General features: G+C 66.5%; 11 protein-coding genes. 2 read left to right on the top strand and 9 right to left on the bottom strand.

The features are described from left to right. Nucleotides 1-66: 66 nt before the first annotated feature. From EJ903_RS23055 to EJ903_RS23040, 4 genes are all read right to left on the bottom strand, one after another. Nucleotides 67-2,952 carry a M10 family metallopeptidase C-terminal domain-containing protein gene (locus EJ903_RS23055; RefSeq protein ID WP_246015870.1) on the bottom strand — a complete coding sequence of 962 codons (2,886 nt, stop codon included), beginning with the start codon at nucleotides 2,950-2,952 and terminating at the stop codon, nucleotides 67-69. A gap of 220 nt (nucleotides 2,953-3,172) precedes the next feature. Next, a complete protein-coding gene (locus EJ903_RS23050) occupies nucleotides 3,173-6,163 on the bottom strand; it encodes a glycosyltransferase family protein (RefSeq protein ID WP_126619883.1) in 2,991 nt (996 codons plus the stop codon). An 81-nt stretch (nucleotides 6,164-6,244) separates the two neighbouring features. After that, nucleotides 6,245-7,843, bottom strand: coding sequence for a tetratricopeptide repeat protein (locus tag EJ903_RS23045; protein ID WP_126619881.1), 1,599 nt, complete (start codon nucleotides 7,841-7,843; stop codon nucleotides 6,245-6,247). 43 nt (nucleotides 7,844-7,886) lie between these two features. After that, a complete protein-coding gene (locus EJ903_RS23040; RefSeq protein ID WP_246015868.1) occupies nucleotides 7,887-8,435 on the bottom strand; it encodes a hypothetical protein in 549 nt (182 codons plus the stop codon). Nucleotides 8,436-8,636: 201 nt separating this feature from the next. Here EJ903_RS23040 and EJ903_RS23035 point away from each other — a divergent pair, with 201 nt between their 5' ends. Together EJ903_RS23035 and EJ903_RS23030 are read left to right on the top strand one after the other, a co-directional pair. Beyond that, nucleotides 8,637-9,224, top strand: a complete 588-nt coding sequence (locus EJ903_RS23035) for a D-sedoheptulose-7-phosphate isomerase (protein WP_126619879.1) — start codon at nucleotides 8,637-8,639, stop codon at nucleotides 9,222-9,224. Then, nucleotides 9,224-10,921: an O-linked N-acetylglucosamine transferase, SPINDLY family protein gene (locus tag EJ903_RS23030; RefSeq protein ID WP_126619878.1), complete on the top strand. Its 1,698-nt coding sequence runs from the start codon at nucleotides 9,224-9,226 to the stop codon at nucleotides 10,919-10,921. Before EJ903_RS23035 ends, EJ903_RS23030 begins: the two co-directional genes overlap by 1 nt. Before the next feature lie 30 nt (nucleotides 10,922-10,951). On the opposite strand, the gene EJ903_RS23025 is transcribed toward EJ903_RS23030, so the two are convergent. Genes EJ903_RS23025 through EJ903_RS23005 form a run of 5 tightly spaced genes read right to left on the bottom strand, consistent with a single transcriptional unit; the run spans nucleotide 10,952 to nucleotide 15,614 of the window. Further along, a complete protein-coding gene (locus EJ903_RS23025; protein ID WP_126619876.1) occupies nucleotides 10,952-12,070 on the bottom strand; it encodes a WavE lipopolysaccharide synthesis family protein in 1,119 nt (372 codons plus the stop codon). Further along, nucleotides 12,067-12,813, bottom strand: a complete 747-nt coding sequence (locus tag EJ903_RS23020; RefSeq protein WP_126619874.1) for a glycosyltransferase family protein — start codon at nucleotides 12,811-12,813, stop codon at nucleotides 12,067-12,069. The genes EJ903_RS23025 and EJ903_RS23020 overlap by 4 nt, the downstream gene beginning before the upstream one ends. Then, a complete protein-coding gene (locus EJ903_RS23015) occupies nucleotides 12,810-14,321 on the bottom strand; it encodes a glycosyltransferase family 2 protein (RefSeq protein WP_126619872.1) in 1,512 nt (503 codons plus the stop codon). Before EJ903_RS23015 ends, EJ903_RS23020 begins: the two co-directional genes overlap by 4 nt. Then, on the bottom strand, nucleotides 14,318-14,968 hold the full coding sequence (locus EJ903_RS23010) for an HAD family hydrolase (RefSeq protein ID WP_126619870.1): 651 nt from the start codon (nucleotides 14,966-14,968) through the stop codon (nucleotides 14,318-14,320). Before EJ903_RS23010 ends, EJ903_RS23015 begins: the two co-directional genes overlap by 4 nt. Beyond that, entirely contained in the window at nucleotides 14,958-15,614 is a 657-nt protein-coding gene (locus tag EJ903_RS23005; RefSeq protein WP_126619868.1) for a PI-PLC domain-containing protein, read from the bottom strand. Before EJ903_RS23005 ends, EJ903_RS23010 begins: the two co-directional genes overlap by 11 nt. Nucleotides 15,615-15,692: the final 78 nt, after the last annotated feature.

The raw sequence follows: 15,692 nt of genomic DNA, 5'->3' as shown, positions 1-15,692 counted from the left end.
CTCTGGTATCAGCATCTGCGCACGACACATCACATTTTTTGGTTGAGACATGAAGGAGGGGATCACTCACCCCAGACCAACCGCCAGCAGGCCGGGATTGTCCGGAGCCGTCACCAAGAGGGCTGAACTGGAATTGGGCACGCTGTAGCCAATCGGGTTTGCGCGCGGTTCCGTGCGGCCATAGGTGATGAAATGAACCAACGCCTGCTGCTGGTTGTTGCCAAAGGCGGCGTACAGGTCGCTGTTCGCCGCCAGATAGGCCAGAGCGTCAAAACGGATCGAGCGCCCCTCCGCCTGCCCCAGGGCTTGATAGTGCCGCGTGGCGGCGGCGGTGTCGGTGCCGAAGGCCGCCGCCAGGTCGGGGTTCGCCGCCAGATAGCTCAAGGGGTCGAAACCGGTGTCGCGCCGGGTCGTGCTGTTGGACAAGGCGGCGTACAGGGTTGCTTTTGCAGCGCTGCCGCCAAACACCGCGCTCAGGTCAGGGTGTGCGCTCAGATACTCACGGGCATCGAAGGTGGTCGGACGGCTCTCGCCACGCCCCAGGCTGATGTAATGCGTTTCCGCCGCCGTCGTGTTCGTGCCAAAGGCCCGCGCCAGATCAGGGTTCGCCGCCAGATAGGCAAGGGTATCAAAGCTGACGGATCGCCCTTCCCGGATCCCGTTCAACGCGTAATGTTCCGCCGCCCGTGCGGTGTCGGTGCCGAAAACCGCCGCCAGATCGGGGTTTGCGGCCAGGTAGGACAGGCTGTCGAAGCTGATCGACCGCCCTTCGGTCCGCCCCAGGGTCACGTAATGGCGGGCCGCCGCGCGCGCATCGAAACCGAAATTCTTCAGCAGGTCGGGGTTTGAAACCAGATAGTCCACGCTGTCGAAACTGGTCCCGCGCCCCTCCTTGAAACCAATGGTCACGTAATGGCGGGTGGCGGCGACCGTGTTGGCACCGAAAGCGGTCGCCAGATCGGGATTCGCCGCCAGATAGGCGAACGGGTCGAAACTGGCGGTGGGGCGGCCTTCCAAACGCCCGAAGGCGTCGTAATGCGCCCACGCCGCCGCCTCGTTCACCCCCAACACCGTCACCAGGATCGGGTTGGAGGCCAGATAGATCAACGGATCGAAGGGAGGCGTCACCTCCGCCGACGACAACGCGCGCAACGTGATCGTTTGGGTCGAAGACGCCTGCTCGCTGTCGGTGACGGTGTAGGCAAAGGAGTCGCTGGTGCCCACCGCACTGGCCGCTGCCTGATAGGTCAGGCCGGGCAAATCGGTGAGCGCCAGCGTGGTGGTTGCCGTCACCGTGGTCCCGTTGGCCAACCGGATGGTCCCGCTTCCCGGCAGGCGCGCCACCCGAACCGTCATGGTGTCGCCGTCCGGATCGATGGGCGTTGCGATTCCAAGCGCGACGGCCGCCCCTCCGGCCTGCACGGGAATCGTGCGGTCAACCTGGACGACCGGAGCACGGTTGAGCGGGACGGTGGAAATGGTGAAGCTGGACCAGCGGCTCCAGGTCACGCCGTTGTAGGCTCGCACCGACAGCTCATCGACACCGGTCAGGCTGGACGCCTTGAAGGTCAGGGCCGCGAATTGGGCCGGGGTCAGGGCCAGGGTTTGGCCATCCGCCCGCTCCACCCCGTCCAGGACCAGCCGACCGGAACCGCTGGTGTTGTCGATGATCTCATAGCCGCTCACGGTGCCCCCGGCCGGATCCGTGGCCGTCACCAGATCGGGCATGTTCAACGACTGGCTGATCCGCACCTTTCCCAGGCGAACCACGACCGAGGCCGGGCGCAAACTGACCCGCGCGTCCGCGAACAGGGCGTATTCGATGTCGGTCAGGCTGTCGGTGCCTTCACCGCCAGCGGAAACCACCGCGCTGTCCCCGGTGATGGCGATGGTGTAGGAGGCCCGCGCCCCGCTGAACACGGCTGTGTCGAGACCGCTGCCCCCCGAAAGGGTGTCGTCACCGCTGCCGCCGGTCAACGTGTCGTTGCCTTCGCCACCGGACAGCAGGTTGCCGACCGCGTTGCCGGTCAGAATGTCGTTGCCGATGCCGCCGATGGCATTCTCGATGACAACATCCGGAGCGATGACCACATTGTCCACCGCGCGCGCGCCCGACCCGTTGGGGCCGATGGAGCTGAACGCACCGGCGTTGAGGTCGATCGAGACGGCGGCGGTCTGCCCGCTCGCATCGATGGTATCGGTTCCGCCGGTGTCCCAGATCGCCCGGCTGACCGCGCTGGTGGTGCTGGCGAACAGGTAACGGTCATCGCCGGAACGGGTGTCGGTGTTGGCACCGTACAGATATTGCGCCGCCTCGATGTCGTACAGCGCCGGTCCCGTCGCCAGACCGTTCAGGCCCAGACTGGGGTGCGAATTGTAGGACATGAGGGTGTAGCGGTAATTGTCCTCGCTCGTGGACAGATAGGGAGGGGTCCCACCGCTCCCCGTGGCGTCGTAATTGCCGGGGTGCTTCAGACCGATGGCGTGCCCGATCTCGTGCAGAATGGTCAGGAAACCATAGGTGCCGGCGGTCGGGCTGGTGTTGGTCGACGCGTTGTTGGCCAGATAGACGTCACCGCCGGTCCCATACACCGATCCGTTCGGGTAATAGGCATAGGCGGCGCTGCTGGTCTGTCGATTGGAACCAAAACGGATCGATCCGCCCTGCCCGCTGTTGGCGCTGTCGGCGGTTTCCACAAAGAAGATGTTGGCCACCTCGCTCCAGGCGGCAAGCGCCAGCCGCACCGCCGCCCTCTGAACCGTGGACAGGACCGCAAAGCCGGTCTTGTCCGCCGTCGAAGCGTAGGAGGGGGCGGACTCCATGAAGCTGTAGGTGACGGTGGCGGCGGTGCCGACGCTGCCGCTGCCCCAGCGCGGTGTCCCCGGTGCCACAAGGGCTGCAACGCTGGCGGAGACGGCCCCTTGGAAGGCCCCCCCTTGGGCAGGGTCCACCGCGACGTCATCACCCTGCTCCACCGCCGCCGTGAGGGAAACATCACGCCAGGCCGCCGGATTGCAGAATCTGCACGCGCACGGCAACGCCCCATCGAGGAGCGCGGGATCAGCGGATGGGATCGTCATGGCCTTGGCCGGGCTGGTCGCGATGAGATCTGCACCCTACAACCTCTCGATCCGCAAACGGAAGAGCGGAAACCGCCGGGTGTGGAGGCCTTCAATCTCCCGATTTGCGGGCAATCAGCTCCTCGAACACCGCCTCGATCCGATCGATGGAGCGGGCGACGGTGAAGTCACGGGCGCGTTCGCGACCCGACAGCGCCATGCGCAGCCACCCTGCCGGATCGGCGATCAGGCGGCGCAGGCGGTCGGCCAGGGCCGCGTGATCCTCCGCCGGAAACAACAGACCATCGACGCCGTCGCGCACGATCTCGCCGCTTCCGCCCGTGCCGCTGCCGATCACGGTCAGGCCAGCCGCCATCGCCTCCACCTGGGTGATGCCGAACGGTTCCTGGAACACGCTGGGAAACACCAGAACGTTGCAACGGTCAAACAACGCGGACAAACCACGCCGATCCAGGAAGCCGGGGAAATGGATCTTGCCGCCCATCCCCTGCTGCACCGCGTAGGCGCGGCACCGCTCCAACAACCCGGTGTCCGCCTCCTCCCCCGCCAGGGTGCAGTCGAAATCAAGTCCCTCGCGGTGCAGAATGCCCATGGCGTTGACCAGGGTCTGGGGACCCTTGTAGGGCACGAACAGGCTGGCAAAGGCAATGCGCAGCCGATCGGCGGCGGGCATGACCGCGCGGTGGAAGTAATCGACGCGGGCACCGGGCGAAATGACGGTGGATTCCAACGCATAACCGCCGTCGACCAACCGTCCCGCCACCCAACCGCTCGCCGGGCCGGCGCGGTAGAGCGGGGACCGTGGTGCCGCACCGCTGCCATAGCCTGGATGCTGGTTGCCCAGGCAATGCAGCACCGGCACCCCCAACCCGGCGGTCAGCGGTTCCAGAAACTCCGTCGCCAACAGGTCCAGATTGCCCACCAGGCAGGCGTCCGCCTGAAACGCCCGCGCGGTGTCCAGGATGCGGCGGACGTTGTCGCGGATCAGAGCGGCGCAGCGGGCCGGGTCCTCATGCATGAAGGCGCGCCCATCCCGCCAACAGCCGTACAGGGACAGGCTCCGCTCGACATGCGCTTCGATGTCCTCCGTCCCCGCCACACCGGAACGGGTGAGTTCGGGCATATCGGCGGTCAACACCTTCACCGCGTGCCCACGCCGGATCAACCCGGCGGCAAACTCCCACAGCTTGCGGCCATAGCCGCCGAACTCCTGCGGCGGAAACAGGTTGGTGACGACCAGAATGCGGCGGGGCCGCCCACTGGACGGGGCGGTGATCGGTTCAAACAGCGAGCGGTAACGGGCCAACGCCGCCCGATCCCCCGATCCCGTCGGCAAGGCATCGCCCAAACGGTTGGAATCGAGATCCGGCGCTGGATCGGAGGCTCCGGCCAAAGCGGCGATCCGCTTGGCCTCCTCCACGTAAATCACCGCCTCGGCAACACGGTTGGACAGCAGGCAGAGACGCGCCAACCCAACCAGCGCATCGGGTTGCCGCCGGTCGAGCGCCACACACCGCCGCAAAAAGCGCTCGGTCAGCGCGGCGTTGCCCTGCCCATTGGCCAAACGGGCGGCGTCCATCGCCTGGGGGGCGGTTCGCAACAAAGGCTCCAGCGCCTGGACGCGGGCAAGCCGCAGGTCCGCCGGAAGCGCGCCATCCATCTGGGAGCGGGCGGCGTAGCGGATCGGATCGGCGCACCGGAACAGAATCCCTCCCACCTCGTCCGTTGCGAAACCCCAGGCGGACAGGTGGAGCGCGGCGGCTCTGTGATCCGCACCCGACACCGTCGGGCAAAGGGCAAAGGCACCGGACAGGCGGGCCATCGCCCGGTCGGTGGCGTCGCGATCAGGCCAGGGCAGGACCGTCACCGTTTCCACCCGCACCGCGCCATCGCCAGACGGCGGCAAGGGGAGCACCACCGGCGAAACAGCCTCGCATCCGTCCGGGCCAGCGGTCCCCACACGCGGCAGATCACGGACCATCGCCCGCAGATCGGCATCCGCCCCCCGCAGGATCACCCGCTCTGCCACCAGATGCAGGCGCTGCACCGCCTCATAAACCTCCAGACGGCGGCGGAACGGAACGGAGCGCGGCGGCAACGCGGTCAACCCGCGCCGGGCGTCACGCAGATCCAGCGCCGGATCGACCCGCCCGTCGAACACGGCGGCCAGGAACTGGGCGCGCTTGATGTCCGGGCTGTGGCAGTCCAGCAGATGCGCCTGCCCGGCCCGACGGATGGCCATCGCCTCCGCAGGATGGGCAAGGTAATGGCGGGCCAGTTCCACCAACTCGTCCGGGTTGCGGTACGTGACCAGATGGTGGCCGGAGGTGAAACAGCGGTCCAACCCGGCGTCCGGGCTGAGCGCGTCGGTCAGCAGAAAGCCGCCCGCCCCCAGCGCTTCGAAAACCCGCAGATTCAGGTCGCCGTTCAGGGAGCAGTTCAGGGTGATCGCCGAGGACGCGTAAATGTCGGCGGCCTCTTCGGGGGTTCCGCGCAGCGCGGTCAGCGGCAGACCGGCGGCGGTCAACCGGCCCAGCACATGACGCCGCCAGGGATGGAAGGCCCCCACCTGCCCGACAAAGGTCAACGGATGAGTCGCGGCTGCCGGAATGTCCCGACGGCGCAGGGCGTAATCAACCGCCGGAATCCAGAACACCCGGTCGAACCCGGCTTCGAGGAAGGCGTGCCCGTGCTGGCGGGTGTGGTCCAGAACCACGGCGTCAAAGCTTTCCATCGCCCCATAGGCCAGCAGCGTGCGCAACGGCCCGGTGAAATGATGGGTATCGCCCACCAGCAGAACCTTGGTTCCCGGCAGCCGGTCCAACCCACGCGGCAGGTTGCGCCGGGTGGCGTCGGCCTTGACAACGATCAGGTCCGGCCGTTGGTGGGCGGGCAGACGGGCGACGACCGCAGGCAGGTCGAATTCACCCGGCGGGGTGTTGAGCGAGGCAAAACCGCCCTCCCGCTCCTCCGTTGGGCAATCCGGGCCACAGAACACCTCCCGCTCCGAAAACAGCGGGTGCCTGTAATAGTCGGGCGGAGCCAGACAGCAGAACAGGGTGATGGGATTGGACAGCGGCATGGACGGCGATACTCCGGGCGACGGATGGCCTTTCTTTGCACCGCCACCCGTCTCAAGGCCAGCCTTTCATGAGGTCTGCGGTTACAGCGCGTCGAGATCCCGCAGCAGCGCGATCAGGCGGCGGGTCGCGGCCTCCCAGGTCATGCGCTCACGCAGATGCGCCTGGGCGGAGCGGCGGGTGCCATCGGGATCGTCCAGGATCCCGCGCAGCAGGCGGCACGCCGCCGCTTCGTCCGGGGTCCACCAGTCCTGTCCGGCATACCCCCCGGTGGCGGGTTCGACCGACGACGGAATCAGGTGGGCCACGTCCCCATCGAGATAGGCGCGGTACGCGCTGTGGTCGGGGGCCAGAAGGGTCAGGCCCATCGCCCCGGCCTGGGCCATCGGCAGATCCCACCCCTCGCCATGCGACATGCTCCAGTAATGGGAGGACGCGGCGTGGAGCGTCATCATTTCCGCGTCCGACAGCTTGCCTTCCACCAGGAAAATGGGGGCGGTTTCCGTCAAAGTGCGCCCGGTCTCGTTCTGCACCCGCGTCAACAGGTCGCGGACATCCCCGAACACCCCCCTCCCTTTGCCCAGCTTCAGCAGCAAGGCCGCCGAATCCTCCGCCCGGGTCGCGCGCAACCAGACACGCAGCAGCCCATCCAGATTTTTCCGGGTGTTGAGATCCGACACGTTGAGGACACGGACCCGGAAATCGGTGAAACGGCGGCCCGCCTGGTCGACGATGTCGGCGCACCGCACGCGGTCGGGCTCCAACGCCTCGACCCCGGCGGGGGTGATGTGGATGCGGTCGGGCGGGTGCCCGGCGCGCAACCACGCCTGACGGGAGGAATCGGTGGCGACGATGACATGGTCGTGACGGCGGCTGTGCGCGGCCCAGATGGGGGGAATCCCGCAAGCCTCAAACATGGTGTAGACGATGCTCTTCAACCCTGGGACCCGCTCCACGGCCAGGGGGGTGCTGATGGTCAGCACCGCCTTGGCCCGCACCGGTCGGTTGAGCGTTGCCAAAAGCGGATCGAACTGCCCATCGGCCAGATTGTCGCTGTCCTCATAGTTCAGATCGACCAACCGGACCGGGATCCCGGCCTCCGTCAGGCCACGCGCGAAACGGCGCACCACCAGGGCGTAACCGCTGCTGTCGCGAAACACACCGCGCAGCACCAACCCCATCGGCAGCGATGGATCGAGGGAGTCGGCGGCAATCTCGCGCATGGTGGCGCAGCGCTCCACACCGCGCCGCAACAGCGGAAGCATCGGTCCCCGGTCGGTGTCGAGATCCAGAGCCACGCGCAGCAAACGCGCGGCCTCTCCGGGGCGGCCAAGGGAGAGGGCGTTGGTGCCCAACCGGTACAGGCTGGAGACGCAGACCGGTTCCAGCGCCAGCTTGCGGCGGAAAGACTCGGCGGCGGCGTCGAGCCGACCGAGTTGCAGAAGCATCAGCCCATGGTTGAGGATGGCCGGTTCAAGCTGCGGGACCAGCCGCAACGCGCGCGCCAGCATCGCCACCCCGTCCTCCACACGCCCTTCGCGGCGCACCAGAAGCCCCAAAAGATGTTGGGCGTCGGCGTTGCCCGGTTCAAACGCAAGGACGCGGCGGTAAAGCGCCATCGCCTGCGCGGTGTCTCCCGCGTTGTGCAGGGCGACGGCGCGCTGCAAGAGCGTGTTGATCATCGTTGTCAGAGACCGGACATGAGAAGTTCAGAAACCACCACCATCAATTGGGTGTGGCCCGTCGATCCGACGGCTTGCCCGGAGACCGCATCGGATCCTTCGGATCGAACAACCCCAACCGTTGCAGAATTTGGGCGAATCCTTCGGTCAACATGGTGATGCGGTCGCTGATCTCCGCGATCTCACGGGCCGACATCATGGGCGCATCGGCCGACACGCGGCCGTGGGCGCGGTAGTTCAAGCGAATGGCGACATCGTCGCTTTCGCCCTGAAGCCAGGAACCGTGCAGGATCTTGTTGCGCTCCCGCCCCAACTCCAGCGCCTCATCGCAGCGCGCGATCATGGTCTTGGCCTCATCGGGCGGCAGACGCAGACCGGCAACCGTTTTCAAGGCGTCAAAACGGGCCTTGATCTGCATGTTCGAGGCGATCGGCAGAAAGGTGGTGTGATCGGTTCCCAGCAGACGGGAGATGCACAACGACACCATGTCCTCCAACTGCGCCCAGGACACCGCGATCATGCCAATCGCACAGTACATTTTCACGCTGAGCGGCCCGAGCCGCACCGTGCGTGTCGTCGTGGGTGTCGTCATGAGTCAACCCCGCCATCCTCGCCCATCGAAAGGGCGCATTTGGAAAATAGTCCGCCTTCCCTGATGCGGCAAAGCAAACATTGTGTGGGCCGCAGTTGACAGCCCCACACGATCCGTAGGATTCACTGCGCGCAGCGCGCGTCCGATCGTTGCCCCGCCTCACCCGCTTGCCCCACCCGCTTGACAGCAAGGTCATCGTCCATGGTCGCTCAGGCATCCACCGCACCGTCTCTTCTGGGTTATCTCGACAGCGCCATAGAGGTTCTGAAGCGCACCACGGAAACGCTCGACCCGGCCCGGATGGAAGCGGCTGTTGCCGCCTGCACCACGGCCCTGGGGGCTGGCAAGGCCCTGCTGGTCTGCGGCAATGGCGGTTCGGCGTCCGACGCCATGCACATCACCGGCGAATTGGTGGGACGGTTCCTGAAGGAACGGCGCGGCCTGAAGGCCATCTGCCTCAGCTCCAATCCGGCGGTCCTGACCGCCTGGAGCAACGACTACTCCTACGACACGGTCTTCTCCCGCCAGACCGAAGCCTATGGCGAGGCCGGGGGCGTCATTCTGGGCCTGTCCACCAGCGGCAACTCCCGCAACGTCATCGCCGCGTTCGAGGTCGCCAAGAGCCTGGGCATGACCACCATCGGCGTGACGGGCGAAGGCGGCGGCAAGATGGCGGCGGTCAGCGACATCCTGATCGATGTGCCGTCCCGCTCGACCCCTCTGATCCAGCAGGTTCACATCTGCCTGTATCATTATCTGTGCGAACAGATCGAAGCCCGGCTGGCCTGATGCATCCCCCCGCTCTTCCCTCGTCGGACGTCGACGCCATCAAGCGCCGCGCGTTGGAGGCGTTGGCCTCCGGACGACCGGAAGACGCCGAGACCCTGTACCGCGATCTGTTGACGCGCAACGGCGAAGCCGCTGAACTGTGGAACAATCTCGGCCAGACCCTGGCCGGGATGAAGCGGTTCAGCGACAGTCTGGCCGCCATGCACCGCGCCCTGGCTCTTCGGCCGGATTACGCGAAACCCTGGGCCAGCCTGGGCAGCACCGCCTACAACGACAATCGGCTGGGCGACGCGGTCCGGCTCTGGAGCCGGTCGCTCGCCACCGACCCGCAGCCGGATCCCGCGCTGTGGTTCAATCTGGGGGTCGCCCAGCAGATGCTCGGCGATGCCGCCGCCGCCGCCCTGAGCTTCAGCCGATCCGAACAACGGCTGCCCCACATCGCCAGCGTCGCCAGCCAACGGCTGCTTTGCCTGAATTACCTGGAGCTGCCGGGGGAACAGCTTCTGGCGGAACACCGCCGTTTCGACGAACGCTTTGGCCGGTCGCCCACCCCACCACCCCCGCACGGCAACCACCCCGCTCCCGAACGCCGGTTGCGCATCGGCTATCTGTCGGTCGAGTTCCGCGAGCATCTGGGGGCTTATTTCCTGTCCCCCCTGTTTGAGAACGCGGATCGGGACCGGTTCGAGATCATTTGCTATTCGATTTTGCCCGATGCCCTTGCCGACTCCCACACCGGCCGTTTCAAGGCGTTGACCGACGGTTGGCGCACGGTGGGCGAGATGGACGACGATGCACTGGCCAGACAAATCCGCGCCGACGGCATCGACATCCTGGTCGATCTGGCCGGTCATTCGGGCTTGAACCGCCTGCCGATGCTGGCGCGCCGCCCGGCACCGGTGCAAGTGACCTGGCTTGGCTATCCCAACAGCACCGGCATGCGCGCCGTCGACTACCGCATCGTCGATCCCATCAGCGATCCGGCGGGGGCCACCGATGGGCATGCGGCGGAGACGCTGGTCCGGCTGCCCGCTCCGTTCCTGTGCTTCCGCCCCCCGGCGAACGCACCGGATGTGGTCCCGCTGCCCGCCGGATCCACCGGTCGGATCACCTTCGGTTCCTTCAACAAGCTGGCCAAGATCACCCATCAGACCGTGTCCCTGTGGGCCGAGGTGCTGCGGCGCGTCCCATCCGCCCGGCTGCTGCTGAAGGACCGCCCGTTGTCCGATCCCGACACCGCCGATCTGATGCGGAAGCGTTTCGCGGCGGCGGGGGTTGATCCGGAACGGCTGGAGCTGGTCGGGTTCATCAAGGATCCGGGGGGGCATCTGGCCGCCTACAACCGGATCGACATTGCGCTGGATCCCCACCCCTACAACGGGACGATCACCACCTGTGACACCCTGTGGATGGGTGCCCCGCTGGTCACGCTCGCGGGAAGCCGTCATGCCGCCCGCGTGGGCGCAAGCCTGATGACCGCGATCGGCCTGCCCGAACTGGTCGCCGACACGCCCGCCCGCTACGCCGACATCGCCGCAGCCTTGGCGGGGGATTTGGGGCGGTTGATGGCGCTGCGCATGGGCATGCGGGAACGGCTCCGCGCCTCCGCCCTGTGCGACGAAGCACGCTTCATGCGCAATCTGGAAACCGCGTATCGGATGATGTGGCGGCGTTGGTGCGCGTCCCGGACCGCCTGAAACGCGGCGGCCCACCGCACCCCGATCCCATCAGGGCATCCGATAGCCCATTTTCTGGAACAGCATGGCCAACGCCTCGTCCCGCAAACCGGCGCGGTGCAGAGTGATGCAGCCGCTCAACGCCTCCTCAGGCCGGTTTTCCACGAAGCTGCGCAGGGCCTCCTCGAACAGCGCCTGCGGGGCCAGCACATTCGGGGCGGATAGCACACGGTCTTTGACGGCGATGTCGGCGATTGCCCGGCCATAGGAGTCGCCACAGGCCGCGATCAGGTCATCGACCGCCGCCCCGCAATGGCGGCGTGCCCAGAACAGATACTCCTCGTAATCGGCCTTCAACGCCCACAGCCAGGACAGGCGATAGCCCGTCGGCTCGTTGACCCAGGCCAGCGAGGGTTTGAGCGTGCGCACGCCAAAGCGGCGCACATCGAGGCAGACGAAGTTGCTGGTCACGGCCCGTTCGGTCAGTTCCGCCAGCTCAAGGCTGTTGGACAGGGCGTTGTCCATGGGCAGCGGGCCGTTCCGGCGCAGCGCCGACACCACAAGCTGCTGTTCGGGAACCAGGACCCGCGCCTCGCGCGCCGCGCGCGGCAGGGCAAGCAACGCCTCGCGCGAGGGATGGCGGTCAGCCCGCCACAGGGTTTCCATATCCTCCGTCCGCCCGAAGGAACAGAAATCCTGCACGAACATGGCGAAGGACCGACGCGGGGAGCGCGCGTTCGTGGTGATGATGCGCTCCTTGAACACCGCCATCGGAGCGGGGATGTTGCGGAAGCGGTCCGGGCAATCGAGGAAACCGGTGTGCTCCAGCACCATGTCGGTGCGCAGCTTCAACGCATAGGGCCGGTCGGCCAACCGCAACCCGGCCAGGGTGGACTCGGCCTGGCGGTTGAAGTTGGACGCGGTGATGGCGGTTCCCCGCTCGATCTCCGGAGCCAGCAAGCCGCGCAGATCCACCCCACCCGGATCCGGGTTCAGCACCACGACGTCCGCCTCGACCCGGTGGGCCGGAAAATCAGGCGCGTCCTTCCACACCGACAGGACGATCCGCGCGTCGGGCATCAGGCGGCGCAGGCTGGCCAGGCATTCCGGCGTCTGTTCAGGATGCCATGGCCCCTGAACGACGACCGCGATGTCGCGGGTGGCGATCATGGCGCGTCGCCCCCCGCGTCACCCTGTCGGCCTTGGGGCGGCCCCTCGCCAAAGCGTTTGCTGACCGGGCGGACATCCGTGACGGTCGGGGCCAGAACCCGCAAGCCCTGGGCGATCACGCCGTTCATCGCCGGACACAGGAACAGCGCCCCCTTGTGGGCCAGCGTTTCGGCATGGTCGAGGGAATGCGCGCACGCGTGCAGGAACACCGCCGCATCACGGAAGACATAGGTTCCAGCGGAGGCGTGCGACGAGATCACCCGCTTTTCCACGGTGCGGATCACCGCGCCATCGGCCCCGATCTCCGCGTAGCTGTAACACGGTTCATCCGACGGAAAGCAGGGGAGTACGCCCCCCACCGCCGGATCGGCGAACAGGGCGGACGGCGCGTCGGCGCTGTCATACAGGATGTCCACCAGATCGACGCAAAGCGGTGCCCGGGGGCGGAGCAGCAACGCGACCGCCGCCAAGGCCGACAGCAACGCACCACCGGTGAGGTCGGACAGAAACACGACGCGCGCGCCAGGAAACCAGTCCAGCAAAGTGCCGCGCAGCGCGTGCGCCTCCGGCAGATCCCGCAACACAAACACCAGATCGCTCGGGCCGAGACTGCCGTCGCGCCACCAGGGGCGGCTGGTGATCGCCCGGCGGATCAGCGGTTCCCCCTCCACCGACACCAGGGGACGCACGCCAAAGCGCGGATGGATGAAATCCGGCCCCGCGAGCGGAATGATGGCGTTCACGCCCCATGCTCCGCCGGTTTGCCCGCCATGCTCAGATACCGGTCGAGATCCTCCGGCGTGCCCAGCCCGTGCATGGCGTCGGCGGCCACCTCGAACACGCCGATCCGCGCGCCCATGGCAATGGCATAGTTGTAGACAGGGCAGGTGTAGAATTCGTTGTTGGTCCGGTCGTTCACCGCGATCATGTCGACCGCCGCGTCGATGAACAGGCGCCCACGGGCAAAATGATAAATGCCCACCGTCGCCAGATCGGAGATCGCCACCTTTTCGCGCACCTCGCGGACCAGCCCATCGTCCCCAACGCGGGCGAAGGACCATTTCGGATCCCGGTTGCGGTCGCGGAACACCAGGATCGACCCATCCAGCCCGCGCCGGACGACGTCCTCGATGTAGGCCCCCGCGCTGAAATCGACGAGTTGATCGCAATTGGCGATCAACAGCGGATCATCGCCATCGATCAGGCGGCGGGCCAGCAGGACGGTGCAGGCCGTTCCCTCCGTTTCCCGCTCCACCGGGCACAGCACCACATCGGCGCGCGCCTCCAACCGGGCGGTCAGCTCCGGTTCGGCCTCGAAATGCTCGGTCCGGCCCATCAGGATGTAGCGCGCGTTCGGAATCGCCAGATTGTCGAGCACCCGTTCGATCATCGGACGCCCGGCCACATCGATGAAGGGCTTGGGTTTGGTGTACCCGACGCGGGCAAAGCGGCTGCCACGCCCGGCCATTGGAATCAGCACATTCAACCGCTGCGGCCCGGCGGCGGCCTCGGCAAGCCGACGGCCCTGCACCAGCCGTTCATATTGCGGAATCAGCTTGGGCGCGTAGAAGCTGTGATAGCGATCCGCCGCAATCGGGCAATGGCCGACGCGGCGACCGGTCAGCACCAGCTCGTTCAGCGTGGGAGCGATGTAGAAGGCCCCGTCGATCTGCACATCGTGCCGGATCGAATCCATGGCCGCTTCCACGAACAGCCGCCCGGCGGCGAAATAATAGAATCCGGCGATGGCGTGCCGGCTGATGACCCGTTTCTCCGCCGCCTCCACCACCAGCCCGTCGTCGCCGGGGCGGATGTAGGAATAGCGGGGGTGCACGGAATCAAAGGAAATCACCGCCGCATCCAGCCGCTGGCGGCGGAACCGCGCGACGATGGCGGCCATGTCCGCGTCAATCACCTGATCGCCGTTGACGATGAGCAGCTCCTCGTCCGTTTCGATGTGCTCAATGGCCATCAGGCATGAACAGACCGCCCCGCTGGTGCGCGCCCGCAGCGGGATGACGATCACGTCGGGTCCGGCGATCTGGCGCAGCACATCCCCCAGATTGAAGCGGCGGCAGTCCTCGTCCCGCACGATGAAGATGAAACGGGCGTCGGGGAAACGGGCGCGGAACGGCTCCACCACCCGTTCGATCATCGGACGCCCGTCGATCTCGATCAGGGGCTTGGGAAAATGGAACTCCTCGACCGGGAAATAGCGGTCGGATGCGGCCAGCGGAATCAGAATGTTCACGGCGTCTCTCCCTGCGCGCGGGCGATGTGCCGACGGATGCGGTCATAGGTCACACCATGGATGTCGGCCACCTCCATCACATGGGCACCGCTGGCCTTGGCGGCGCGGATGCCGTGATCGTTGTCTTCGACCACTAGGCATTCCGTTGGGGCCAGCCCCATCCGCTCCATCGCCGCCTGGTAAATCTCCGGGTGCGGCTTGGGATGGGCGACGTCCTCGTTCGACAGATAGAACTCGAAATAGGGCAGCAGCGCCGCCTGCCCCAGCATCACCGACACGGTGTTGCGGATCGAGTTGGAACAGGCCGCCTGCCGGTACCCCTCCGCCTGAAGACGCGAGAGCGCGTATTGATGGTGGAAAAAGGGACGGCAGCGCGAATAGGCCAGCTCAATGGTCCGCCGTTGCTTCATCTCATTGATGAAACCGTGCAGGCGGGGCGGCAAATGGCGGCTGGCGCTCAGCATCTCCAGCTTGCGGCGGGTCGGCAGACCATCATAAAGGGCCAGATGCTCGTCCCGGGCGATTTCCATGCCGAACAGGGCAAGCGCGTCGTTCAACGCCTCGTAATGCCAATCCTTGGCGTCGATCAACACGCCATCCATGTCGTAAAAGATGGCTTTGATCCGGGTGGGCGTGTCAATGGACATCGAAAAACTCGCGCGCCTTGTCGGGAAAATCAGTGCAGAGCGCCAGGAAACCGGGCGGGGCCTCGGTGGCCACGGCCTTCCAGGCGTCCCAGGCCGGACCATGCGGGCGACCGTGCAATTCGGGTGACACGAGCGCAACCCGCTTTCCGGCCCGCCAATGGTCCCGGATCACATCATTGTCGAACCATTCGCCGTCGAAAGCGTCCAGCCAGACCCCCGCCGCCCGCTCGTAGAAGGACGGTACCCGCTCATACTCGCTCTGCCGGGTGTACGCGATGGCTCCTCGCCGCAGATACAGGACGCCATCGGGCACCGCCATGTCGAACACAAACCAATCCTCCACCCCATGGCGGGACAGGGCGGCGAGCAAGGGAGCCTGCAAGCCGTCGGCCTTGATGTTCAGCGCCAGGGGGCCTGCCCGGCCACCCGCGCGCGGGGCGTGACGTCCGTACAGCTCCAGCAACGCATCGACGCTCATCAGCCCGCCGCCGGTCGGCGGGTCATGGCTGACGACGAGGGTGCCGTCATGGTCACGGATGTCGGTTTCGATACCATAGCCGTCGCGGAACGCCCGTTCGAGCGCCGCCGGGCTGTTCTTCTCGGCCGGTTCCGTCCAAAAGCCCCGGTGCGCCAATATCGCGATCATCTCGCTCGAACCCTGATGGACTGTGGGAACCTGTGGCGGCGATGCCGGACAGCCGAGGCCGCCGACGCGCCCCCCTGT

The organism is Azospirillum griseum (assembly GCF_003966125.1).
GTDB classification, from domain to species: Bacteria; Pseudomonadota; Alphaproteobacteria; order Azospirillales; family Azospirillaceae; genus Azospirillum; species Azospirillum griseum.
This window is presented reverse-complemented; position numbering and strand designations above follow the sequence as displayed.